Genomic DNA, 22387 nt, shown 5'->3' with positions numbered 1-22387 from the left:
ATGACACTGTCTTCGGAAGGCCGTTCGATGAACCTGAGGCGAACTCGTCTGTCCCTGCTGGCGGTCGGCGCCGCCGGTGCGCTGATCGCGGGCGGTGTTGGCGGCGCGGTGGCGGCCGCTCCGGCGGCGAAGGCTTCCGTACAGGACGACTTCAACGGGGACGGATACGCGGACCTCGCGGTCAGCGGCACCAGGGGCACGGTGAGCGGGCTGGCCGACGCCGGGTACGCGGCCGTGATGTACGGCGGCCCGCACGGACTCTCCACCGCGAACCGCACCGTGATCAGCCGGGCCACGACCGGGATCCCGGGCGCGCCCGAGGCGGGCGTCGGCTTCGGGTACACCCTCTCCCACGGGGACCTTGACGGCGACGGTTACGCCGACCTGGTCGTCGGCGGCATCGGCGGCGAGGACTCGGTCATCGTCTGGGGCTCGCCGAGCGGGCTGTCGAGCGGCACCTCCGTACCGAAGTACCGCTCGCTCTCGCAGACCGGCGACTTCAACGGTGACGGCAAGACGGACGTGGCGCTCTTCCGCACCGCGCACTCCAGGCACGACGATCCGGCCGGTACGGAGGCCGTGATCTGGTTCGGACCGGTCTCACGGGCCGGGAAGCCCGCCAGGACGGCCGACTTCAGCGCGAGCAGGATCGGCGCCACCGAGGTGATCTCGGCGGTGAGCGGGGACGTCAACCACGACGGCTACGCGGACCTGGCGGTCGGCGCGTACCAGGGCGAGGGAAACAACAACTCGTACTTCCTCTACGGCAGCGCCTCGGGGCTGGCCGACAGGGACGGTGACTACCACGGGAGCGGTGCCTCCAGCGGCACGGTCGGGCTGGGGGACGTGAACGGCGACGGGTACGACGACTTCATCGGGGGGAACGGGAACCACGTCGTGGTCACCTATGGCTCCAAGACCGGTCTCAGCGGACCTGTCTCGGACTTCACCCAGAACACTCCGGGCGTCCCGGGAGCCTCCGAGGGTGCGGACGGCTTCGGTGACTCCTTGGCCGTCGGTGACGTGACCGGCGACGGCATCGACGACGTCGCGGTGGGGTCGCCCGGCGAGGCGATCGGCACCATCGAGAGCACGGGCTCGGTGACCCTGCTGAAGGGCTCCAAGGCCGGGCTGACGGGAACCGGCGCGCAGTCCTTCAGCCAGGACACCGCTGCGGTCCCCGGGGCCGCCGAGAAGGGCGACGCGTTCGGCTCCGCGGTGCGTCTCGTCGACATCAACGGCAACGGCTACGCCGACCTGGCCGCCTCGGCCACCTTCGAGGACGCGAGGAACGGCGCCGTCTGGCTGCTGAGGGGACGCCCGGAGGGCATCACCACCGACGCCGCGCTGCTCTTCGGACCGAAGGGCATCGGAGCTCCTGCCACGGCCGCGTGGTTCGGGTTCGTGCTGGGCTGACTAGGCTCGGTGCGTACGCAGGCACGTGAGGAAAGCGGGAGCGGTATGAGCGGCAGCTGGTTGATCACCGGAGCGGGCGGAATGCTCGGGCAGGACGTCATGGCCCGACTGGCCGGGGACGGTGAGCGGGCCGTGGGCCTGGACCGCAAGGCGCTCGACATCACGGACGCCGCCGCCGTGCGCGCCTCCCTGGCCGAGCACCGCCCCGCCGTCGTCGTCAACTGCGCCGCCTGGACGGCCGTGGACGACGCCGAGTCCCGCGAGGACGAGGCGCTGGCGATCAACGGGGACGGGCCCCGGCGCCTCGCCGAGGCCTGCGCGGAGCAGGGTGTCGTCCTGCTGCAGGTCTCCACGGACTATGTCTTCGCGGGCGACGGCGAGAAGCCGTACGCCGAGGACGCGCCCACAGGGCCGCGCAGCGCGTACGGGCGCACCAAGCTGGCGGGGGAGCAGGCGGTCCTGGAGCTGCTGCCAGAGACCGGCTATGTGGTCCGTACCGCCTGGCTGTACGGGGCGGGCGGCCCCAACTTCGTCAAGACGATGATCAAGCTCGAAGGCATCAAGGACACCCTGGACGTCGTCGACGACCAGCGCGGCCAGCCCACCTGGACCGCCGACCTGGCCGACCGCCTGGTCCTGCTCGGCCGCGGCGCCCTCGCGGGGACCGCGCCGGCCGGTGTCTACCACGGCACCAGCGGCGGCGAGACGACCTGGTTCGGCTTCACCCGGGCCATCTTCGAGGCGCTGGGCGCCGACCCCGAGCGGGTCCGCCCGACCACCAGTGCGGCCTTCGTACGGCCTGCTCCCCGGCCCGCGTACAGCGTGCTGGGCCACGACCGCTGGTCGGCAGCCGGAATCGAGCCCATTCAGGGCTGGTCGGAAGCCCTTCGCAAGGCCTTTCCGAATCTTGTGGCAACCGACTGACCTGCAGGTGTTTACGGACAGCCCCGCTACGCAGTAAGTTCATCCGAAATCAAGCCAGTTGACTTTTTCGGTGAAGGGGCTGTTTCCACTGCACCGCCATGACTTTCTCCGCAATCTGCACCATGTGTACAAGCCCCGTAACTATCTGGAGATCGGGGTCAACGACGGCCGGAGCCTGGCACTCTCCCGGGTTCCGACGGTAGCGATCGACCCCGCTTTCAAGGTGGTGACCTCGCTCAGCTGCGACGTCCACCTGGTCAAGGCGACCAGCGACGACTTCTTCGCACGCAAGGATCCGCTGCTGCACCTGCGGACGGGCCGTAACCCCTTCCGTGCGCTCGCCCGCAAGGATCCGCTGCATCTGCTCGGCGGCGACCCGAAGCTCGAACTGTCCTTCATCGACGGTATGCACATCTTCGAGTTCGCACTGCGTGACTTCATGAACGTCGAGCGTCACTCGCACTGGTCGAGCGTGATCGTGCTCGACGACATGCTGCCGCGCAACATCGACGAGGCGGCCCGCGACCGGCACACCGGCGCCTGGACCGGCGACGTCTTCAAGGTGGCGACCGTGCTGCGCCGCTTCCGCCCCGACCTGGTGGTCGTCGAGGTGGACACCGCGCCGACCGGCCAGGTGCTCATCTTCGGCGCCGACCCGGAGAATTCCGTACTGAAGTCGAAGTACGACTCCATTCTGGAGGAGTACATCGTCGACGACCCCCAGGATGTCCCCGATGAGGTCCTGACGCGCAAGACGGCGGTGTCTCCCGAGGCGCTGCTCCGTGCCGATTTCTGGCCGGGTCTGATCCGCGCCCGTAATCTGCGCCGTTCGCGTTCGGCATTCACCGACGTGCGCCGCAAGATCGAGGCGCTCGCGTAACGGACAGGCTGTTCCGTATACGGGCGGCCGATTTCGAAACCGGGCCGTCACAAAGGCATTTCACAGCCTTCCCATTGCTCCGCCGGTGCTCCCTCGGGCCCGGCGGAGCTGGCGTCTGTACCGGATATCCTGAGGGGCGTGCGCCGAAGCTGAGGCATCGCGCCGAAAATCCTGATTCCAGATGAGGTTTCTGCATGGCCGTCAAGGTGAGCGTGGTCATCCCGGTGTACAACCCGGGCGAGTACATCGAGGACTGCATTGCCTCGCTCCTCCGCCAGAGCCTGCCGGACGACGAGTACGAAGCGATCTTCGTGAACGACGGCTCGACCGACGCGACACCCGCCCGGCTGGACGCGCTCGCCGCCGAGCACCCGCACATGCACGTCATCCATCAGGAGCCCTCCGGCTGGTCCGGGAAGCCGCGGAATGTCGGAATAGCCGCAGCGCAGGGCGAGTTCGTGATGTTCGTCGACAACGACGACTGGATCGGCGACGAAGCGCTTGAGCGGATGTACGACTACGGCGTCGCCAACGAGGCCGATGTCATTCTCGGCAAGATGGCAGGAAAAGGCCGTCCTGTTCCGCTTGCGCTGTTCCGTGCGAATCAGCCGCGTATGTCGGTCAGGAACTCCGGCCTGATCGGCAGCCTCACCCCGCACAAGATGTTCCGCAAGGAATTCCTGGACCGGCACAATCTCCGCTTCAAGGAGGGCCGTCGGCGGCTCGAGGACCATGTCTTCGTCGCCGAGGCCTATCTGCTGGCCTCCAATGTCTCGGTGCTCAGCGATTACCTCTGCTACTACCACATCAAGCGCGACGACGCCTCGAACGCGGGCTTCCAGCGCTTCGACCCGGTGGGGTACTTCACGAACCTCCGCGAGGCCCTGGACGTCGTCGACCGCCACACCGAGCCCGGATCCGTCCGCGACATGCTCCACCGCCGCTGGCTGCGCAACGAGATGGTCGAACGGCTGCGCGGGCAGCGGCTGCTGAGCCTGCCGGAGGACTACCGCGCCGAGCTCTTCACCGAGATCCGGAAGGTGACCGAGGAGCGCTTCGGCCCTGGCGTCATGGGCGGGATGTCCCCGATCCAGCGGGCTGTCGTCCAGCTGATCGTCGCCGACAAGCTCCCCGAACTCGAGAAGCTCGCCGAGTCCGAGGCACAGATGCGGCCCGTCGGGCGGCTTGAGGGCCTGGCCTGGGAGGACGAGAAGCTCAAGGTCGACTTCACCGCCGAGTACACCTTCGAGGACAAGCCGCTCCCCTTCCGCCGCGAGGACGACGGGGACCACCTCGACCTGTTCACCGAGCTCGGGGCCGATGTCGCGTTCGCGCTCGACAGGAGCAGCGTCGATCTGGTCGTACGGGAGCGGACCACCGCCGCGGAGTTCTACCAGCCGTGTCAGCTGACGCGGGTGAGGGAGGAGAACGAGGACGGATCCTTCCGCTTCTTCCTCCGCGCGCAGGCGACCGTCGACCCGGAGACCGGGGCCAACGGGGCGCCGCTGTCCAGCAGCATCTGGGACGTCTTCCTGCGGGTCAACATCGCCGCATGGGCCAAGACCGCCCGGCTCGGCTCCCTGCACCCCGACAGCGTGACGAACAGCCGCAGGGGCTCGCTCACCGGTTCGCCGCGCCGCCTGGTCCTTCCGTACTGGACCGAAGGGCCCGGCAACCTCTCTCTCGACGTCGACCACGCCACCAGCAAGTTCGACCGCGAGGTCCAGGGAATCACCCCGCAGGACGTCACGCTCGACGGCCGGAGCATCGCCCTGCCGCTGCGGCTGGACCCGGCGGGGACCGAGGCCGTCAAGGTGCGGTTCAAGTCGCCGGCTGACGGCAGGTCCTTCGAGGCTGACGCCTCGCTGGAACCGGGCGATGAGGCCGCCGTACTGTCGGCCGAACTGCCCGCCGAAGGCCTCGCGGGCCGCCGGGTGCGCATCGAGCTAGGGCTGCCGTCGGCCAAGCGCGGCGCCCCGCGCTGGACCGTGCTGCCGGTCGGCCTCGAGGTCGCCGCGGACGGCACGGCGAAGGTCGTCACGACCGCGTCGGTCGACGGCGCGGCCACGGCGTCCAAGGCAGCCACGAAGGCCGCGAGGACGGCCCGCCAGGCCGCACCGCGGAAGCGCTCGCTGCTGCGCCGGGTGGCCGGACGGATCAAGCGCACCCTGGTGAAGTAGCCTCCACAGCACCCCCACGCACAAACACGTACAAAGGAAACGCGACACAACATGCGACCTCTCTCCATCGAAGGTGCCTGGGTCCACGAGCCGAAGGTCTTCCCCGACGACCGCGGCAGCTTCCACGAGTGGTTCCGCGGCGCGGACTTCCGTGAGGCCACCGGTCAGGACCTCGACCTCGTACAGGCCAACTGCTCGGTCTCCAAGCGGGGTTCCCTGCGCGGCATCCACTTCGCCGACGTGCCGCCCAGCCAGGCCAAGTACGTCAAGTGCGTGCGCGGTGCGATCCTCGACGTGATCGTCGACATCCGCGTCGGCTCCCCGACGTACAAGCAGTGGGAGATCGTCCGCCTCGACGACGAGACCCACCACGCGGTCTACCTCTCCGAGGGCCTCGGCCACGCCTTCTTCGCACTGACCGACGACGCGACCGTCGTCTACCTCTGCTCGGAGGGTTACGCACCCACCCGCGAGCACGGCATCAACCCGCTCGACGCCGATCTGGCCATCGAGTGGCCGGAGGGCATCGAGCCGCTGCTGTCCCCGAAGGACGCGCAGGCGCCGACCCTCGCCGAGGCGGAGGCGCAGGGCCTGTTGCCGAAATACGAGGACTGCGTCTCCTTCCGTACGCGGCTGAGCGGCCGTCCCACCCGCTGACTGCATCTCCCGGGGGGCTGAATCACCAGCGGCCGGCGCCGCGGGCCCCGGACCCCCGCCGGAAACCCCCGAGCGCGCGGCCGGAAGCCTCACGTAGGCTTCCGGCCGGGACTCCCCGGGACTCCGGGTCCGTACAGAGCAGGGACGGGGCAACGCGGTGGCAGGCGCAAGGCAGGGTGTCGCTGACGCCCGCAGGATCGTCGTCAAGGTCGGTTCCTCCTCCCTCACCACCGCGTCGGGCGGCCTCGACGCCGACCGCGTCGACGCACTCGTCGACGTACTCGCCAAGGTGCGCAGCGGCGGCGAGAAGGAGATCGTGCTGGTCTCCAGCGGCGCCATCGCCGCAGGCCTCGCCCCGCTGGGACTGACCCGCCGCCCCAAGGACCTCGCCCGCCAGCAGGCCGCCGCCAGCGTCGGCCAGGGGCTGCTCGTCGCCCGCTACACCGCCTCCTTCGCGCGGTACGGGATCCGGGTCGGCCAGGTGCTCCTCACCAGCGACGACACCAGCCGGCGCGCCCACTATCGCAACGCCTACCGCACCCTGGACCAGCTCCTGGCCATGGGCGCGGTGCCCGTCGTCAACGAGAACGACACCGTGGCCACCGACGAGATCCGCTTCGGCGACAACGACCGCCTCGCCGCCCTCGTCGCCCATCTCGTACGCGCCGACCTGCTGGTCCTCCTCTCCGACGTGGACGGCCTCTACGACGGCGATCCGGCCAAACCCGGCACGACCCGCATCGACGAGGTCGCGGGCCCCGAATCCATCGCGCACGTCTCCATCGGGTCCGCGGGCAAGGCGGGGGTCGGCACCGGCGGCATGGTCACCAAGGTCGAGGCGGCGAGGATCGCGGCGGCCGCGGGCATCCCGGTCGTGCTGACCTCGGCCTCGCAGGCAGCCGACGCCCTCGCGGGGCGTTCCACGGGTACGTACTTCCTGCGCACGGGCCGCCGCTCCGCCGACCGGCTGCTCTGGCTGCAGCACGCTTCGACGCCCCAGGGCGCCCTGACCCTCGACGACGGGGCTGTACGGGCCGTCGTGGAGCGGCACTCCTCGCTGCTGCCGGCCGGGATCGCCGCCGTCGAGGGCGAGTTCAGTGCCGGCGACCCCGTCGAGCTGCGTGACACCGAAGGGCGGGCGATCGCCCGCGGACTGGTCAACTTCGACGCCAAGGAGCTCCCTCAGCTGCTCGGCCGCTCGACCCGCGACCTGGCGAAGGAACTCGGTCCCGCGTACGAGCGTGAAGTCGTACACAGGGACGATCTGGTCCTGCTGAAGCCCTGAAACGGCTGAAAGTCCAGCCTTCTGACAGGAACCTTTACGGAAACCGCCCCGCGAGCCCCGTCGGGCTGGTCAACTTTGTCTCGGGGGTACAGCAGGGCTACAGCTTCACGCCGCAACGCAGCATCACAGGAGGCCGCCGGTGAGACGAGCGCGCCCGGGGTCGCCGCCCCGAGGGGCCGGGGAGCGGACCCTGACCAGTGTCGGTGCGGGGACCGACTTCGACGACAGCCAGCAGTCAGGGCCCGACGAGGGCTCGCGGGGGGAGTGCGCGGACAGCACGGCGCTGTCGAAGCTCTGGCACATCACGCTGAGCGTCTCCGGTGCCGAAGCTCCGCTGAAGGAGGTCAGACGAGGCCTCGAACAGCTCGCCCACGACCACCCTTTCCTGCTGACCAGCCGGTACGCAGTCGATCATGCGGAGATCCGCTACTGGGAAGAGGCGCGTGACCTGCACGACGCGGCGGCCGTGGCGCTGCGGCTGTGGGGCGAGCACCGGCAGACCGCGAAGCTGCCGCCGTGGGAGATCGTCGGCCTGGAGGTCATCGACCGCGAGACGTACCACCAGCGGATCGCCGAGGGTTACGGACCGCCGCCGGCCGCGCCGGTGGGTGTCCATCCCTTCTGAGCAGTTGTCGCGCCGGTTGTCCCGCCGGGTCCCGGCCGCTGTCTCGGAGACTGGGATTGCGGTCGGACGGCCGGAGCGGGCGCATTAGTCTGCGGGCATGACCTCGCTCTCGCCGCTCTCCGACCAGTCCCCGGTCGTTCAGGCCGCCTACCGTGCCCGTGCCGCCGCGGCCGACCTCGCCCCGCTGCCGCGTGCCGCCAAGGACGATGCGCTGCTGGCGATGGCGGACGCGCTGGAGGTGCGGACCGCCGAGATCGTCGAGGCGAACGCGGTGGACGTGGCGAAGGCGCGGGCCGCGGGGACCAGCGAGTCGGTCGTCGACCGGCTCACGCTGACCCCGGAGCGGATCCGTGCCATCGCCGCCGATGTGCGGGACGTGGCGGCGCTGCCCGACCCGGTGGGCGAGGTGGTGCGCGGCTCGACGCTGCCCAACGGGATCGATCTGCGTCAGGTGCGGGTGCCGCTCGGTGTCGTCGGGATCATCTACGAGGCCCGGCCCAATGTCACCGTCGACGCCGCCGCGCTCTGCCTGAAGTCCGGCAACGCGGTGCTGCTGCGGGGCTCTTCGTCCGCCTACGCCTCCAACACGGCGCTGGTACGGGTCCTGCGCGACGCCGTCGGCGGCTCCGGGCTGCCCGCGGACGCCGTACAGCTGGTACCGGGCGAATCCCGTGACTCGGTGGGGGAGTTGATGCGGGCCCGCGGCATGGTGGACGTGCTCATCCCGCGCGGGGGCGCATCCCTGATCCGTACCGTCGTCGAGCAGTCGACCGTCCCGGTCATCGAGACCGGCACCGGCAACTGCCATGTGTACGTGGACGCGACCGCCGACCTCGACATGGCGGTCGCGATCCTCCTGAACTCCAAGGCGCAGCGGCCCTCGGTGTGCAACGCGGCCGAGACGCTGCTGGTCCACCAGGACATCGCGGAGGCGTTCCTGCCGCGGGCGCTGGAGGCGCTGGCGGAGGCGGGGGTGACCGTGCACGGGGACGAGCGCGTCCTGGCGTACGCCGAGGGGTCCAAGGCGACCGTGGTGGCCGCCACCGCCGAGGACTGGGAGACGGAGTACCTGTCGTACGACATCGCGGCGGCCGTCGTGGACTCGCTGGAGACGGCGGTCCACCACATCCGGCTGTGGAGCTCAGGGCACACGGAGGCGATCGTGACGTCGTCGCAGCAGGCGGCGCGGCGCTTCACCCAGCTCGTGGACTCGGCCGCGGTCGCGGTGAACGCCTCGACCCGGTTCACCGACGGGGGGCAGTTCGGATTCGGTGCGGAGATCGGGATCTCCACGCAGAAACTCCATGCGCGCGGGCCGATGGGGCTGCCCGAGCTGACCTCGACGAAGTACATCGTGACGGGCGACGGACACATCCGGTAGGGATCCGGAAGGGATCCGGTAGGGCCGGCCGTGGGCGGGTCGTGGACCGGGCAACTTCGTACTCTCCCTGCCTAAATCGCCCGTCCCGGTCTACTCTGAATCCGTGGCGGACGACGTGGGGAACAGGCCCGACGACGACCGCGGGGGCTCGGACGACGAGTTCGCCTCCGTGGTGTTCGACGAGGAGTTCGTACGAGCCGCCGCGATACACGAACCGAGCGCCGTGGAGCGGCTGTTGGCCGCCGCGGAGGCGCGCGCGGCGGCCGAGGCCGCCCGGGCGCGGGCGGGCGGCGACGGCGCGCACGACGACTACCGCCACGGATCCGGCTACGACGCCTACGGCACGGGGGAGTTGAGCACGCCGGAGGCCGGTCCCTACGGACGCCACGGCGGCGCGTTGCGCCCGTACCGCGGATCGGCCCGCTGGCACCGGCCGATCGCCTGGATGCTGGCCATGGTGCTCGGCGTGGGGATGGTCGCACTGGCCTTCGCCGCCGTCTACCGGGGCGCGGCGGCCGGCCGCGAGAGCCAGGTGCCGCTGCCCGCGTCCAGCGGGATCGACGCCCCCGGAGCGGCCGCCCCTTCGGCGTCCGCGGACTACTCGGTGCCCGCCGTCTCGGCCGTCCCGCGCACCCCCTGAGGACATCCTGGGCGGCAGAGTGAGAACTCGTCAGAAGTTGTCGTGTACCAGGGCGTTTACCTTCCCGTTCCGCGACCTACTCTGAAGGTATGACGGGGCGCGGAGAGCCACCCGAGGGAACACCTGAAGGCCTCCCCAGCGGTGGCGAGGACGAGTACCGGTCCGTCGTCTTCGACGAATCGTTCGTCCGCGCTGCCCGGCTGCAGGAATTCTCCGCGCAGGAGCGGATGGGGCAGCACGCCAGGGCCGTGCGCAGCCGGTCCGCCTTCTCGCTGCGGAGCGGATCCAAGCAGGCGGCTCTGCTCGTGGTGCTGTTGCTGATGGCGTTCGGTACGGCGATCTACATGGGTGTGCGCCATCCCTACCAGGCGCCGGAGACCCCGAAGGCCGAGCCCGCCCGGATGACGGTGATACCGCTGGCGCCCCAGAAGACGGTGGTGGGCGGCAGCGCGGTCGACCTCTTCGCGCACAGCCCGGCCGCCCAGTTCAGGATCGGTGCCGAGGGGGTCAACCTGCCCGCGGTCAGCCGGACCGACCACTTCGCGGACAGCCAGGTGACGACCGCGCTGACCACCGCCAAGGACTACATCGTGGAGTCCTCGCTCGACCCCGATGTGCTCACGGGCAGCGCGGTGCGGCCGGTGCGGGTGCTCCTCGACCCCGGCCAGTTCGAGCAGTTCGACCGGAGCTTCAGCTCACCGGTCGACGACGGGCGGCACGAGGCGACCGGCTGGGTGGTGCGCTTCGACCCGTCGAAGGTGGCACTCGCCGCCGAAGTACGGGTCCAGGGCACGCTGAGCTTCGCCGAGGCGGGCGCGGGCGCGCTGGAAGTGATCTCGGACCACACCTTCACCTACGCGCTGCGGCCCGCCGGCGCGGGGACCGGGGCAGCCGCGGGGGTCTCGCTGTTCACTGTCCGCCGCGAGCTGCACTTCCGCTTCGACCAGGAGGATCTGCGCCAGCACCGGGCGGAGCTCGAGACCGCCTACGTACAGGCCGGTCCGCTGGCCTGCTCGGCCGATGCCGCCGCCGCGCTGAGGCCGCTCCTCGCGGGCCAGCAGGCGACGGCCCAGGGCCCGGCGGGCACGGATCCGTACGCCACCGGGCAGCCCACCGCCTCGCTCTGCGGAACCCTGTCGCCTAGCTCTCAGCCGAGCCCGGCCCCGGCTCCTCGTCGTTCGTAGGGTCGTCCTTGGGCCTGTCAGTGGTCTTGGTGGACCCGGAGCCGGATTCGGCGCCCGAGCCGGCGGAACCGCCGCCGGTGAACTTGCCGCGGAGCTTCCCGCCTATGTCCGCCGTACCGCCCGCGATGTCGCCGACCAGCTTCATCAGCGGGTCCTTGGAGTTGCGCACATCGCTCGCGTAACTGGTCGCCGACTGGCGGAACGAGTCCGAGACCGAGGTGTCCTTGTCCGCGTCGCGCCGCGGGTAGTGCCCGTCCATGATCCGCTGGTAGTCGCGGCTCTCCGCCCACTTCTTCAGCTCGGCGGCGCGCACAGCGGTGAAGGGGTGGGTGCGCGGCAGGACGTTGAGGATCTTGAGTACGGAGTCGCGCAGATCGCCGCCCGCCTCGTACTCCTCGGCCTGCGCCAGGAACGCGTCCACGTTCATCTCGTGCAGGTGGTTGCCGCCGGCGATCTTCATCAGTCCGCGCATCGACGCCTGTATGTCCTGGCCGACCAGCAGCCCGGCCCGGTCGGCGGACAGTTCGGACTTGCGGAACCACTCGCGCAGCGCCGTCACGATCGCCATGATCGCGACATTGCCGAGCGGAATCCAGGCGATCTTGAGTGCGAGGTTGGTGAGGAAGAGCAGGATCGTGCGGTACACGGAGTGCCCGGAGAGTGCGTGGCCTGTCTCGTGGCCGACGACCGCGCGCATCTCCTCCTCGTCGAGCAGCTCCACCAGGCCCGTGGTGACCACGATGATCGGCTCGTCCAGGCCGATGCACATGGCGTTGGGCTGCGGGTTCTGCGTGACGTACATCGGCGGGACCTTCTCCAGGTCCAGGATGTAACAGGCGTCCCGCAGCATGTCGTTGAGGTGCACGAACTGGGCGTCGCTCACCCGCACGGAGTCGGAGAGGAAAAGCAGGCGCAGGCTCCGCTCGGGCAGCAGGCCGCTGAGCGCCTTGAAGACCGTGTCGAAGCCGGTGAGCTTGCGCAGCGCCACGAGTGCCGAGCGGTCCGCGGGGTGCTCGTAGGCGCGCGAGGAGATGCCCGGGAAGCGTTTGCGCTGCCTGCTCGGCACCTTGTCGCTGCCGCCGGTGGTCCCGTTGGTGTCGTCGGTATCGTCGGTCATTGGGTTCCCCCTGTCGTCGAGTCCATGCTCGTCCCCCTGACGGCCCTCAGCGTATGCCCTGGGTCTACCGTTGGGCCGGGGGCTGTGGACGAATCCTGAGAGGCACACCCGACATGTCAGACCAGTTGGCGCTGCTTGCTGCCGCATCCGATCAGCAGGGCCCGGGCAATGTGATCCGGGTGGTACTCGTCGTCTCGATCGTCGGAGCCGGGCTGCTCGCCTGGATTCTGCTGCGCGGATACCGCAAGAACGACTGAGTCGGCGTGAGCGTGCCCGGAAGGCCCGCATACGATGTGCCGAAGTTGAAGTTCCCGCTCCGACTCCCGGATAGGTCCTGCCGATGAGCCTCCACACCACCGCCGCCAGCCTCGTCTCCCTCGCAGAGGGTGCCGAAAAGGGCGGAAACCACGAATCGCTCAGCCCGTACATCACAGGCGGTGGCGCCTTCGTCGCTCTGCTGCTCCTTCTGTGGATCACCACGCGCTTCAACCGCGACCGCTGAGTCCTGGTCTTCAGCAAGGACCAGTAGGGTCTGCACGCATGGGAGAGCAGAAGAGGCGTCTCGGCGTGATGGGCGGGACTTTCGACCCGATCCACCACGGGCACCTGGTGGCCGCCAGTGAGGTGGCCTCGCAGTTCCACCTGGACGAGGTGGTGTTCGTGCCGACGGGACAGCCGTGGCAGAAGAGTCACAAGGCGGTGTCCCCGGCCGAGGACCGCTATCTGATGACGGTCATCGCGACGGCGTCGAACCCGCAGTTCTCGGTCAGCCGCATCGACATCGACCGCGGCGGGGCGACGTACACCCACGACACCCTGCGGGATCTTCGCGATGCCAACACCGACGCGGACCTGTTCTTCATCACCGGTGCCGACGCGCTCTCCCAGATCCTCACCTGGCGGGACGCGGAACAGCTCTTCGCGCTCGCCCACTTCATCGGCGTGACCAGGCCTGGTCACGTACTCACGGACGACGGGCTGCCGGAGGGCGGTGTCTCCCTGGTGGAGGTACCGGCGCTGGCGATCTCGTCGACGGACTGCCGCGCGCGGGTCGCGCAGGGCGATCCGGTCTGGTATCTGGTTCCGGACGGTGTGGTGCGCTACATCGACAAGCGCCAGCTGTACCGCGGCGAATGAACCGCGGAGAGGGGCACCGTTGAACGACCGACAGAACCCGTATGTCCAGTACGACCAGTACGGGCAGCCGATCCAGCTCGTCGGTTACGACGAGTACGGGCAGCCGGTGTACCAGAGCTACGACCCGTATGCGCAGCAGCCCCAGCAGCAGTCCCAGGCCGCGCAGCAGCAGCCGCAGCAGCAGGGGTACGGCTACGACCCGTACGCCCAGCCGCAGGCGCAGCAGCAGGCCGCCCAGCCCCAGCAGCCGTACCAGCAGCAGGGCTACGACGGTTACGGCCACGACTACGGCACCGGCCAGCAGCCCGCAGTCGACACCACGCAGCAGTGGGAGGCGCCTCAGCCGCCGCCTCAGGTGCCGCAGCAGCAGTCGCAACGGCAGCAGCAGCCGCCTGCCGCCCCGGAGCCGACCGTCCCCGAGCAGCGTCGGCCCGCACCCGGCAGCCGCGAGTACGAGACCGGCGAGTTCGCGTTCATAGAAGCGCCCGACGAGGACTCCGAGGACGTCATCGACTGGCTGGCCTTCACCGAGAGCCGCTCCGAGCGGCGCGAGGAGGCCAAGCGCCGCGGCCGCAACCGCGTCGTCTCGCTGATCGTCGTGCTGGCGCTGGTGGTCGTCGGCGGTGTCGGGTACCTCTGGTACGCGGACAAGATCCCGGGTCTCTCGGGCTCCACGGACGAGAAGGGCGCGGTCGCCGGCAGTGCGCAGAAGCGCGATGTGATCGTGGTGCATCTGCACTCCACCAACGGCGGACCCACCTCCACGGCGCTGCTCGTCGACAACACCACCACCCAGCAGGGCACCACCGTCCTGCTCCCCAACTCGCTTTCGGTGGCGAACGACGACGGCACCGCCACGACCCTCGGCAAGTCGGTCGACGACGACGGCTCGGAGGGCACCAGGGAGGCGCTCGACACGCTCTTCGGAGCCAAGATCGGCGGCACCTGGCGGCTCGACACCCCGTATCTGGAGAACCTCGTCGAAGCGGTGGGCGGCATCGAGGTCGACACCAACATCGACGTGCCGGACACCAAGAAGGGTGCCCAGCCTGTCGTGAAGAAGGGTGCCTCCCAGTCGCTCAGCGGCACGATGGCCGTCGCGTACGCCACCTACCGGGCACCCGGCGAGGGCGAGACGGCACAGCTGCAGCGCTTCGGACAGGTCCTGCAGGGCGTACTGAAGAAGTTCACGTCCGTCCCCGATGCCGCGACGACCGTCGTCAAGAACCTGGCGCAGATCCTCGACCTGTCGATGACGGAGGCGGACCTGGGAGCGTCGCTCGCCAAGCTCGCCGAGCACGCCAAGAAGGGCTCGTACAAGACGGCACTGCTGCCGGTGCAGAGCGACGGCACGCTCACCGAGGCGGCCAGCAGCAGCGTGGTCAAGGACATTCTGGGCGGTGCGGTGAAGGCTCCGGATCCGAGTTCGACGACCCGGGTGAGCGTCAAGGACGCCTCGGGGAAGGCGGACGGCAAGGAGTTCGCGAGGGCCACGGTGGTCAACGGAGGCTTCGCGTTCGTGGACGGCGGGAAGGCGAACGCAGTGGCATCGTCCCAGGTCATCTACGGTGACACGGCCGACAAGGCGAAGGCGGACGAGGTCGCCAAGACACTGGGTCTGTCCACCGGCGCGGTGAAGAAGGGCACGGTCGCGGCGAACGCCGATGTCATGGTCGTACTCGGCCAGGACTACAAGATCAAAAATCCCTGACGGGACCGTCGGCGGTCCGTGAGACCCTTGAGGTCTACCCGACCGCCGACGAAAGCCTGCTTGTGACCGCCACGGACCGCTCCATCGAGCTCATCAACGCCGCCGCTCAGGCGGCCGCTGACCTGCTCGCGCACGACATCACCGCGTACGACGTCAGCGATGTGCTGTCGATCACCGACGCATTCCTTCTCGCGTCCGCGCCCAACGACCGCCAGGTCAAGTCGATCGTCGACGAGATCGAGGAGCGCCTCAGCAAGGAGCTCGGCGTCAAGCCGGTGCGCCGTGAGGGCGACCGCGACGCCCGCTGGATCCTCCTCGACTACGTCGACATCGTCATCCACGTCCAGCACAGCGAGGAGCGTGTCTACTACGCCCTCGAGCGCCTCTGGAAGGACTGCCCCGAGCTGCCCCTCCCCGAGGACGCCGTGAAGACCCGCGGCAAGGCCAAGGAGCACGCCGACCTCAACGGCGGCGAGGCCCCCGGCAGCGGCCTGGACATGGACGGTGAGCTGAGCTGAACGGCGGCAAGGGCGGCCGCGGCCGCCGCATCGTCCTGTGGCGGCACGGCCAGACCGCCTGGAACCTGGAGCGCCGCTTCCAGGGCACCACGGACATCGAGCTGACGGAGGCCGGTGTCGCCCAGGCGCGCCGGTCGGCCAGGCTGCTCGCCTCGCTGAAGCCGGACGCGATCGTCGCCTCCGACCTCAAGCGGGCCTCGGCCACCGCCACTGAGCTGTCGGCCGTCTCGGGCGTGGAGGTCGGTTACGACACGGGTCTGCGCGAGACCTTCGCCGGCGACTGGCAGGGGCTGACCCACGAGGAGATCGTGGCGCGCTTCGGCGACCAGTACACCGCGTGGAAGCGCGGTGAGCCGGTGCGCAGGGGCGGCGGCGAGCTGGAGACCGAGGTCGCCGACAGAGCCGCTCCTGTGGTGCTGCACCATGCCGAGAAACTGCCCGACAACGGCACGCTCGTGGTGGTCAGCCATGGCGGCACGATCCGCACCACCATCGGCCGGCTGCTCGGTCTGGAGTCCCGTCACTGGGAGGGGCTGGGCGGTCTCTCGAACTGCTGCTGGTCGGTTCTGGGCGAGGGCGCACGTGGCTGGAGGCTGCTCGAGCACAACGCCGGAACCCTCCCGGAACCGGTGCTCGGGGACGACGACTAGCGGATTTCACTTTCCGGCTGGTCACAGGCTAAAGTTCTTCTTGTTCGCAGCGCGGAAACGCGAAGGACACAGCGGACAGCGGGGCTATAGCTCAGTTGGTAGAGCGCCTGCATGGCATGCAGGAGGTCAGGAGTTCAATTCTCCTTAGCTCCACAATCAAGATCCCGGTTCCTTCCGTCGAAGGCGCCGGGATCTTCTGTTTTCAGACCCCGCAGTTTTCCGCCCCCCTGCCGTTCAGGCCCAGAGTTTCTCCCTGTTGTCGCGCAGCGTCATCGTCCGCAGGCTGCTCTCCTCGTCGTTCGGGGTGTACGCGACGATCCGGCACTCGGGCATCCCATTGATCGACAGCGAGACCGAGGTCATCCGGATCTCGCCCACCGACTGATGGCGGAAGGTCTTTATTCGGGGGCCCAGTGGAGCCACGTCGCCGTTTTTCCAGAGCTCGGCGAAATACGGGCTCTCGACCGAGAGGCGGGCGATGAAGGACTCCCAGGCGGGCTCGCCCACATGGCGGCCGTACGAGGCGCGCAGCGTCGCGACCATCACCGGCAGCTCCTTCTCCCGGAAGAGGACCGGGCAGTGGGCGTCAGGGATGGTGAAGAGCGTCCACAGCACATTGCGTACGTCCCCCTCCCGCATCTCGGGGACGTCGAAGAGATCACGGTAGGCGGGGTTGGTCGCGAGGATGTCGTACCGCGCGTTGTAGACCACGGCAGGGTGCGGGTCGAGGGCGTCGATGATGCCCTGGATGTCCGGGCCGACGGCCGATGCGTCCGCCGGGCGGTCGGGGCAGAAGGCGACCTCGGCCAGTTGGTACAGGTGCTCGCGCTCGGCGTCGTCGAGGCGGAGCGTGCGTGCCACCGCGTTCAGGACCTGGGCCGAGGCATTGATCGGACGGCCCTGTTCCAGCCAGGTGTACCAGGTCACGCCGACCCCGGAGAGCTGGGCGACCTCCTCGCGGCGCAATCCCGGGGTACGCCGGCGGAACCCTCCCGGCATGCCCACGTCGCCGGGCGTGACCCTCGCCCGGCGGCTGCGCAGAAACACGGCCAGCTCTGTCCGCCTGCGGTCCTTCGATGCGGCCATCGTCGTCACACCCCCATGGTCGGTGCAGAGGCCCACCGCTGCCAGGTGCTGTCAGTACCAGCATCGCTGGGCTCTCTCTACCTGTACCGGATCGTCGTCAGGCTTGCTGCCATGACGACAACGACCCCGGCAACTCCTGTACTCAGTAAAGCCCCCGGCACTGACAAACGGCCCGGATGGCTGCTGGCAGTGGTGCTCGCCGCCCAGTTCATGGCCCTCCTCGACGTCTTCATCGTCAATGTCGCTGCCCCCACCATCCGCACCGAACTGCACGCCTCGGGCGCCGGGTTGCAGCTGATCGTCGCCGGATACTCCATCGCGTACGCCGTGTTACTGATCACCGGCGCCAGACTCGGCGATCTGCTGGGCCACCGCAGGATGTACCTGGGCGGTCTCGCGCTCTTCACCCTCGCCTCGCTCGCCTGCGGACTGGCCCAGGGCACCGGTGAGTTGATCGCCTTCCGGTTCGTCCAGGGCGCGGGAACGGCGCTGATGATCCCGCAGGTGCTCTCGCTCATCCAGCGCAACTTCACGGGACCCGCCCGGATGCGCGCCCTCGGCTTCTACTCCGCGGTGCTCGCCACCGGTGCCGCGGCGGGCCAGGTGCTCGGCGGGGTGCTGGTCAGCGCCGACCTCTTCGGTGCGAGCTGGCGCCCGGTCTTCCTGGTGAACGTCCCCATCGGTGCGGTGCTGCTGTTCCTGGGCGCCAAGGTCCTGCCCAGGGACAGCCGTCAGGAGCCCGAGAGCGTCCGAGGTCTCGATCTGCCCGGTCTGGTGCTGCTCGCCGCCTCCGTCTGCCTGCTGACCGTTCCGCTGGTGCTGGGGCAGGAGCTCGGCTGGCCGCTCTGGTCCTGGCTCTCGCTGGCCTCCAGCGTGGTCGTCTTCGCCGCCTTCTTCACCTACGAGTCCGGCCTCGCCCGGCGCGGTGGCGCCCCGCTGATCGCGCCCAGGGTGCTCAGGATCGACGGCATGGGCCGGGCGGTGGCGCGGCTCCTGCTGGTCATGGCGGTGAACTCCGGCTTCCTCTTCGCGCTCACCCTGCACATCCAGGGCGGCCTCGGCTTCAGCGCGCTGCGCGCCGGACTGACCTTCGCGCCGACCGCGGTGGTCTTCGGTGCGGTCGGGCTGACCTGGCGGCGCTGGCCGGCCCGGCTGCTGAGGTCCCTGATTCCGGCCGGGTTCGTCCTGACCGCCGTATCGGCTCTGGCGGTGGGCTGGGTCCTCAAGGGCGGCGGCAGTGGAGGCATCCTGATCTTCGTGGCGTACGCGGGCATCGGTGCGGGTCTCTCCGCCGCCTTCAGCCCCACCTTCGCGGGTGCGCTCGCGACCGTACGGCCCGAGGACGCGGCGGACGCCGGCGGTCTGCTCGCGACCGTCACCCAGCTCGGACAGCTGATCGGCGTCGCGGCCTTCGGTGCGCTCTTCCTCGCCAGGCTGGATGCGCCGGGGGCGCATGCGTCGGCCGATGCGCTGTGGATATGCACCATTGCGCTGGCAATCGCCGCGATCTTCGGAGGTGTGGCCGGACTGGTACGCCGACGCAACTGACCCCCTTGCGGGGCCATGGCAGAATCGGACGGCCGGAGGGGGACGACGGCCCGAGACGGGGAGGGAGAGCGCGATGCCCGCGAGCAAGCTGACGTGCCCGTCCTGCGGTTCGTTCCGGGTCGCTCAAGTCCTCGGTGACAACGGCGGTATCTCCTGTACGTGCACTGCCTGCGGCCACAGCTGGAACTGACGTGGGTGCACACAGGAGGAAATGCGACTGGTGCGGCAGTGGTACGCCCATCGTCAGGGACATGGACCCGATCAACCCCGACTTCCAGTACTGGTGCGAGGAATGCGCGCGGGCACTGGTCATAAAGGGCGACCCGATCGAGACCTACCGCGAACTCGAGGGCGAGCCGATCTACGGCCGGCTGCTCGACGAGCACTGCACGCTCAAGCGGTTCTACTCCTTCGCCACAGCGTGACCAGGACGGCTGCCGCCAGCAGGGGGTAGATCGCCGAGAGCGTCATCTGACCGAAGCCCTGGGCGAGTTCGGGGCGTGCGGGACCGTGCGGCACCCACCACAGGGCGAAGCTGGAGAAGAGCAGCCAGCCCGCGGCCGCCCCGATCCGGGTGTACGTACCGATCAGGACCAGAGCCGGTACGCACCAGACCCAGTGGTGCGACCAGGAGACCGGCGAGACGAGCAGGGCGGTGGCCGCACAGGCGGCGACCGCGGGGGCGCGCTCCCCGCGCAGCTCGGCCCGTACCGCCACGGCCAGCCCGGCCGCGCCGGCCAGGGCGGCGGCGGCCACCCACCACAGACCCGGGTCGCCGGTGTGCAGCAGACGGGCCAGGACCCCGCGCAGCGACTGGTTGGCCGTGTCCTCCGCATGGCCCACCCGGCTCGTGGTGAACACCGCATCCGTCCAGAAACGGCGCGAGTCGTACGGAAGGACAGCCGCGGCAGCGAAGGTCGCGGCGGCGAACACCGCAACGGCCAGCGCGGCCGGACGTCGGCAGGGGCGCCGTACGACGCCCGCGACGAGCAGAAAGAGCACGAAGAACGCCGGAGTCAGTTTGACGGCGGCGGCCAGGCCGAGCGCCACGCCCGCCCAGCGGTGGCCGTCCCTCCGGGTGAGGTCCCAGAGCACGGCGACAGCGAGGAGGAGATTGATCTGGCCGTAGCGCAGCGTCGTCCAGACGGGTTCGCACCACACGGCCAGCGCGGAGATCCAGAGGAGGGACTCCGGGCTTCCGCGGCCGGCCAGCCGGAGCGAGAGATGGACCAGCGCGACGAGCAGGGCAAGGTTCCCGGCCGTCGCCAGCGCACGCATCTCGGCGACCCCGAGCAGGGTCAGCGGGGTGAACAGCAGCGCTGCGAACGGCGGATACGTCGTGGGCAGGCGGGCGGCTGTCGTACGCATCGCGTAGAGATCCTGACCCGCACGGACCGTCGCCCCTTCGGCCCGGTAGACCATCAGGTCGATCATCGAGACGTCGGCGGCGCGCTGCGCCAGCCAGAAGACCGTGAAGGAGAGCAGACAGACGCCCGCGGCCGTGGGAAGGGCACGCAGACGCGTTACGGGGAGTGCGGACACGGTCACGAAGGGCGACAGTACCGGCCGGGCCGGAATGGATTTTGGCGGCCCGCAGCGACCGTGTAATGTTGGCGCAGCCGAAGGGGAAGCCCGCGGCAGAAGAATCACGGCACACGGGGCTATAGCTCAGTTGGTAGAGCGCCTGCATGGCATGCAGGAGGTCAGGAGTTCAATTCTCCTTAGCTCCACAGTGAAGAAGAGGGCCACCCGATACGGGTGGCCCTCTTCTCGTGCGTCAGTTGCGTCAACTGCGGCCGCTGCCCAGGGCCTTGCGTTCGGCGGTCGGCAGCGCGGTGCGGGGCGCGCGCTCGGCGGACGGTTGCTCGATCCGTAGTGCGAGCGCGGGACACCGGCGCACGGCGCGCTGCGCCCGCCCCCTCAGATGGATCGGTACGGAGGCGTCGGCGAGCGCCGGATAGCCGTCCGGGCCGAGCCGGATCAGCTCGGGGACGAGGTCGGCGCAGAGGCCGTGGCCCTGGCAGAGCGTCCAGTCGACGGCCAGTTTCTCGCCGCTGGGCAGGGACTTCTCCGCGTAACCCTCAGGGCCGGGCAGCGGCAGCACGCCGAGCGTCTCGCGGCCGCACCCGCCGCCGAGCACATGCGCGGCGAGGTCGTCGGTGAAGGTGGAGACAGTGGAGGCGAGGAAACGGGCCGAGCCGTCGGGGTGTTTGCAGGCGCCCCTGCCCTTCACCGCCTGGGTGACTTCGCGCAGGGCTTCCAGGGCTGCGGGACCGCCGCCGTTCAGTACGTCCGAGAGGCCGCCCGCGGCCGCGGGCAGCCCCAGTTTGCAGGGGCCGCACTGGCCCGCGGTCTCGGCTGCCAGCCAGTTGGCGATGCGCAGCGCCTCGCCGAGCGGGCAGGTCTCGGGGCCGATCGGGAGGACGGCGCCCGCGCCCAGTGCGCCGCCGAGTGCGGCCAGGGACGCACGGGAGACCGTGGCGTCGTGCGCGGCGACCCCGTCGAGCCAGCTGCCGTGGTAGCCGCCGGTCAGGACGCCCTGGGGGAGCGGCGGGGCGCCGGCGAGCTGGAGTACGTACCGCAGCGGGACTCCGGTGGGGACCTCGACGACCATCGGGCGGGCGACCGCTCCGGAGAGGGTCAGCAGCACGGTGCCGGGCTCGGTGGCGAGGCCGGTGCGGCCGTAGCGATCGGGTCCGAGCCGTGCGGCGACGGCGAGTTGGGCGAAGGTCTCGGCGTTGGAGAGCAGAGTCGGGGCGCCGCCGACGCCCGACTCGGCCGCGCGGGTGCGGCGTCCCGGAGGGAGGGCGGGGCCGCCGTCGATCGCGCGGATCAGGGCGGATGCCTCGCCGGAGACCATGCGTTCGGGAGTGCGGACGATCCGCGCGCGCAGCGAGCGGCCGCGCCGGTCGGTGAGTCCGCGCTCCGCGAAAGCCTGGCGCATGGAGGCCTCGGTGGAGTTACGGGTGAGGCCGACGACCAGCGTGCGTGCGCCGATGGCCTCGGCGGCCAGGAGGGCGCCGTCGAGCACCAGATGGGGTGCGCGGTTGAGCAGGACGGTGTCCTTGCGGCAGGCCGGTTCGCCCTCGCTGCCGTTGACGACGATCACCGGGCGGACGCCGCGGCGGATCGCGGACTTGGCGACCGCCCGTAATTTCTCGCCGAAGGGGAAACCGGCACCACCCCGGCCGCGGAGCGATATCTCGTCGGCGAGCTGGGCCACGTGTTCGCCGGTCAGGGGCTTGAGCGGGCCGTGCACCTTGAGGTGCAGGGAGAGGTCGAGCCGCTCGACGAGGTCGAAGCCTGAGGTCAGCTGGGGGAGGCCGACGACACGGACCTCGGGGACGTCGGGGAGGGGGGCGTTCACGGTCGGTCTCCTGCGGGGGTGTGCCAGGGCGCGCCGGGCGCGGGGGCCTGGAAGGGCCCTGGCAGGGGTTCGGCGTCGTAC

At 69.9% G+C, this 22387-nt stretch carries 22 protein-coding genes and 2 tRNA genes; 20 read left to right on the top strand and 4 right to left on the bottom strand.

The window, feature by feature from the left end:
• The 10 genes from J0695_RS15180 to J0695_RS15135 all read left to right on the top strand — a co-directional run bounded on the left by J0695_RS15180 (window position 1) and on the right by J0695_RS15135 (window position 11172).
• Entirely contained in the window at window positions 1-1416 is a 1416-nt protein-coding gene (locus tag J0695_RS15180; protein ID WP_242552692.1) for an FG-GAP-like repeat-containing protein, read from the top strand.
• A 45-nt stretch (window positions 1417-1461) separates the two neighbouring features.
• A complete protein-coding gene (gene rfbD / locus J0695_RS15175; protein WP_206962556.1) occupies window positions 1462-2340 on the top strand; it encodes a dTDP-4-dehydrorhamnose reductase in 879 nt (292 codons plus the stop codon).
• A gap of 88 nt (window positions 2341-2428) precedes the next feature.
• Window positions 2429-3220, top strand: coding sequence for a class I SAM-dependent methyltransferase (locus J0695_RS15170; RefSeq protein ID WP_206962571.1), 792 nt, complete (start codon window positions 2429-2431; stop codon window positions 3218-3220).
• A 194-nt stretch (window positions 3221-3414) separates the two neighbouring features.
• A complete protein-coding gene (locus tag J0695_RS15165; RefSeq protein ID WP_206962555.1) occupies window positions 3415-5400 on the top strand; it encodes a glycosyltransferase family 2 protein in 1986 nt (661 codons plus the stop codon).
• Between the two features lie 51 nt (window positions 5401-5451).
• Complete coding sequence (gene rfbC, locus J0695_RS15160; RefSeq protein ID WP_206962554.1) at window positions 5452-6057, top strand: dTDP-4-dehydrorhamnose 3,5-epimerase; 606 nt, start codon at window positions 5452-5454, stop codon at window positions 6055-6057.
• A 157-nt stretch (window positions 6058-6214) separates the two neighbouring features.
• Window positions 6215-7342, top strand: a complete 1128-nt coding sequence (gene proB, locus J0695_RS15155; protein ID WP_206962553.1) for a glutamate 5-kinase — start codon at window positions 6215-6217, stop codon at window positions 7340-7342.
• 139 nt (window positions 7343-7481) lie between these two features.
• Entirely contained in the window at window positions 7482-7967 is a 486-nt protein-coding gene (locus tag J0695_RS15150) for a DUF8830 family protein (RefSeq protein WP_206962552.1), read from the top strand.
• 97 nt (window positions 7968-8064) lie between these two features.
• On the top strand, window positions 8065-9348 hold the full coding sequence (locus J0695_RS15145; RefSeq protein WP_206962551.1) for a glutamate-5-semialdehyde dehydrogenase: 1284 nt from the start codon (window positions 8065-8067) through the stop codon (window positions 9346-9348).
• Window positions 9349-9451: 103 nt separating this feature from the next.
• A complete protein-coding gene (locus J0695_RS15140) occupies window positions 9452-9988 on the top strand; it encodes an SCO2584 family spore wall biosynthesis protein (RefSeq protein WP_206962550.1) in 537 nt (178 codons plus the stop codon).
• An 89-nt stretch (window positions 9989-10077) separates the two neighbouring features.
• Window positions 10078-11172, top strand: coding sequence for an SCO2583 family membrane protein (locus J0695_RS15135; RefSeq protein WP_206962549.1), 1095 nt, complete (start codon window positions 10078-10080; stop codon window positions 11170-11172).
• On the opposite strand, the gene J0695_RS15130 is transcribed toward J0695_RS15135, so the two are convergent.
• Window positions 11129-12289, bottom strand: a complete 1161-nt coding sequence (locus J0695_RS15130) for a M48 family metallopeptidase (RefSeq protein ID WP_206962548.1) — start codon at window positions 12287-12289, stop codon at window positions 11129-11131. The two genes, J0695_RS15135 and J0695_RS15130, sit on opposite strands and share 44 nt — an antisense overlap.
• A 113-nt stretch (window positions 12290-12402) precedes the next feature.
• Here J0695_RS15130 and J0695_RS15125 point away from each other — a divergent pair, with 113 nt between their 5' ends.
• From J0695_RS15125 to J0695_RS15095, 7 genes are all read left to right on the top strand, one after another.
• On the top strand, window positions 12403-12546 hold the full coding sequence (locus J0695_RS15125) for a hypothetical protein (RefSeq protein WP_206962547.1): 144 nt from the start codon (window positions 12403-12405) through the stop codon (window positions 12544-12546).
• An 83-nt stretch (window positions 12547-12629) separates the two neighbouring features.
• On the top strand, window positions 12630-12791 hold the full coding sequence (locus J0695_RS15120) for a hypothetical protein (protein ID WP_206962546.1): 162 nt from the start codon (window positions 12630-12632) through the stop codon (window positions 12789-12791).
• Window positions 12792-12829: 38 nt separating this feature from the next.
• Entirely contained in the window at window positions 12830-13426 is a 597-nt protein-coding gene (gene nadD / locus J0695_RS15115; protein ID WP_206962545.1) for a nicotinate-nucleotide adenylyltransferase, read from the top strand.
• Window positions 13427-13445: 19 nt separating this feature from the next.
• The gene (locus J0695_RS15110; protein WP_206962544.1) at window positions 13446-15137 is read left to right on the top strand and encodes an LCP family protein; all 1692 of its coding nucleotides are present in this window, start codon (window positions 13446-13448) and stop codon (window positions 15135-15137) included.
• 62 nt (window positions 15138-15199) lie between these two features.
• Window positions 15200-15655, top strand: a complete 456-nt coding sequence (rsfS, locus tag J0695_RS15105) for a ribosome silencing factor (RefSeq protein WP_206962543.1) — start codon at window positions 15200-15202, stop codon at window positions 15653-15655.
• Entirely contained in the window at window positions 15652-16305 is a 654-nt protein-coding gene (locus tag J0695_RS15100) for a histidine phosphatase family protein (protein WP_206962570.1), read from the top strand. The genes rsfS and J0695_RS15100 overlap by 4 nt, the downstream gene beginning before the upstream one ends.
• Window positions 16306-16385: 80 nt before the next feature.
• Window positions 16386-16458, top strand: a tRNA-Ala gene (locus tag J0695_RS15095).
• An 81-nt stretch (window positions 16459-16539) separates the two neighbouring features.
• On the opposite strand, the gene J0695_RS15090 is transcribed toward J0695_RS15095, so the two are convergent.
• A complete protein-coding gene (locus tag J0695_RS15090) occupies window positions 16540-17391 on the bottom strand; it encodes a helix-turn-helix transcriptional regulator (protein ID WP_206962569.1) in 852 nt (283 codons plus the stop codon).
• A 111-nt stretch (window positions 17392-17502) separates the two neighbouring features.
• Between J0695_RS15090 and J0695_RS15085 the strand changes: the two genes are divergently transcribed.
• Window positions 17503-18939 (top strand): MFS transporter, encoded by a 1437-nt coding sequence (locus tag J0695_RS15085; RefSeq protein ID WP_206962542.1) that lies wholly within the window; start codon window positions 17503-17505, stop codon window positions 18937-18939.
• A gap of 191 nt (window positions 18940-19130) precedes the next feature.
• On the top strand, window positions 19131-19364 hold the full coding sequence (locus tag J0695_RS15080) for a hypothetical protein (RefSeq protein WP_206962541.1): 234 nt from the start codon (window positions 19131-19133) through the stop codon (window positions 19362-19364).
• Here J0695_RS15080 and J0695_RS15075 read toward each other — a convergent pair.
• Window positions 19333-20487, bottom strand: a complete 1155-nt coding sequence (locus J0695_RS15075) for a glycosyltransferase 87 family protein (protein WP_307798633.1) — start codon at window positions 20485-20487, stop codon at window positions 19333-19335. The two genes, J0695_RS15080 and J0695_RS15075, sit on opposite strands and share 32 nt — an antisense overlap.
• A gap of 109 nt (window positions 20488-20596) precedes the next feature.
• On the opposite strand from J0695_RS15075, the gene J0695_RS15070 reads away from it, so the two are divergent.
• Window positions 20597-20669 (top strand) — tRNA-Ala (locus tag J0695_RS15070).
• A 56-nt stretch (window positions 20670-20725) separates the two neighbouring features.
• Here J0695_RS15070 and J0695_RS15065 read toward each other — a convergent pair.
• The gene (locus J0695_RS15065) at window positions 20726-22306 is read right to left on the bottom strand and encodes an NADH-quinone oxidoreductase subunit NuoF family protein (RefSeq protein ID WP_206962540.1); all 1581 of its coding nucleotides are present in this window, start codon (window positions 22304-22306) and stop codon (window positions 20726-20728) included.
• Between the last annotated feature and the right edge of the window lie 81 nt (window positions 22307-22387).

This window comes from Streptomyces beijiangensis, from assembly GCF_017315755.1.
Classification (GTDB): domain Bacteria; phylum Actinomycetota; class Actinomycetes; order Streptomycetales; family Streptomycetaceae; genus Streptomyces; species Streptomyces beijiangensis.
The sequence above is the reverse complement of the archived record's forward strand: the minus strand, read 5'-3'. Positions and strand labels throughout refer to the sequence as shown.

Coding starts and splice junctions, on each gene's coding strand:
- J0695_RS15120 (WP_206962546.1), top strand. CDS start 12,630: ATGAGCCTCCACACCACCGCCGCCAGCCTCGTCTCCCTCGCAGAGGGT.
- J0695_RS15125 (WP_206962547.1), top strand. CDS start 12,403: ATGTCAGACCAGTTGGCGCTGCTTGCTGCCGCATCCGATCAGCAGGGC.
- J0695_RS15130 (WP_206962548.1), bottom strand. CDS start 12,289: ATGACCGACGATACCGACGACACCAACGGGACCACCGGCGGCAGCGAC.
- J0695_RS15145 (WP_206962551.1), top strand. CDS start 8,065: ATGACCTCGCTCTCGCCGCTCTCCGACCAGTCCCCGGTCGTTCAGGCC.
- J0695_RS15085 (WP_206962542.1), top strand. CDS start 17,503: ATGACGACAACGACCCCGGCAACTCCTGTACTCAGTAAAGCCCCCGGC.
- rfbC (WP_206962554.1), top strand. CDS start 5,452: ATGCGACCTCTCTCCATCGAAGGTGCCTGGGTCCACGAGCCGAAGGTC.
- nadD (WP_206962545.1), top strand. CDS start 12,830: ATGGGAGAGCAGAAGAGGCGTCTCGGCGTGATGGGCGGGACTTTCGAC.
- J0695_RS15135 (WP_206962549.1), top strand. CDS start 10,078: ATGACGGGGCGCGGAGAGCCACCCGAGGGAACACCTGAAGGCCTCCCC.
- J0695_RS15165 (WP_206962555.1), top strand. CDS start 3,415: ATGGCCGTCAAGGTGAGCGTGGTCATCCCGGTGTACAACCCGGGCGAG.
- J0695_RS15180 (WP_242552692.1), top strand. CDS start 1: ATGACACTGTCTTCGGAAGGCCGTTCGATGAACCTGAGGCGAACTCGT.
- J0695_RS15090 (WP_206962569.1), bottom strand. CDS start 17,391: ATGGCCGCATCGAAGGACCGCAGGCGGACAGAGCTGGCCGTGTTTCTG.
- rfbD (WP_206962556.1), top strand. CDS start 1,462: ATGAGCGGCAGCTGGTTGATCACCGGAGCGGGCGGAATGCTCGGGCAG.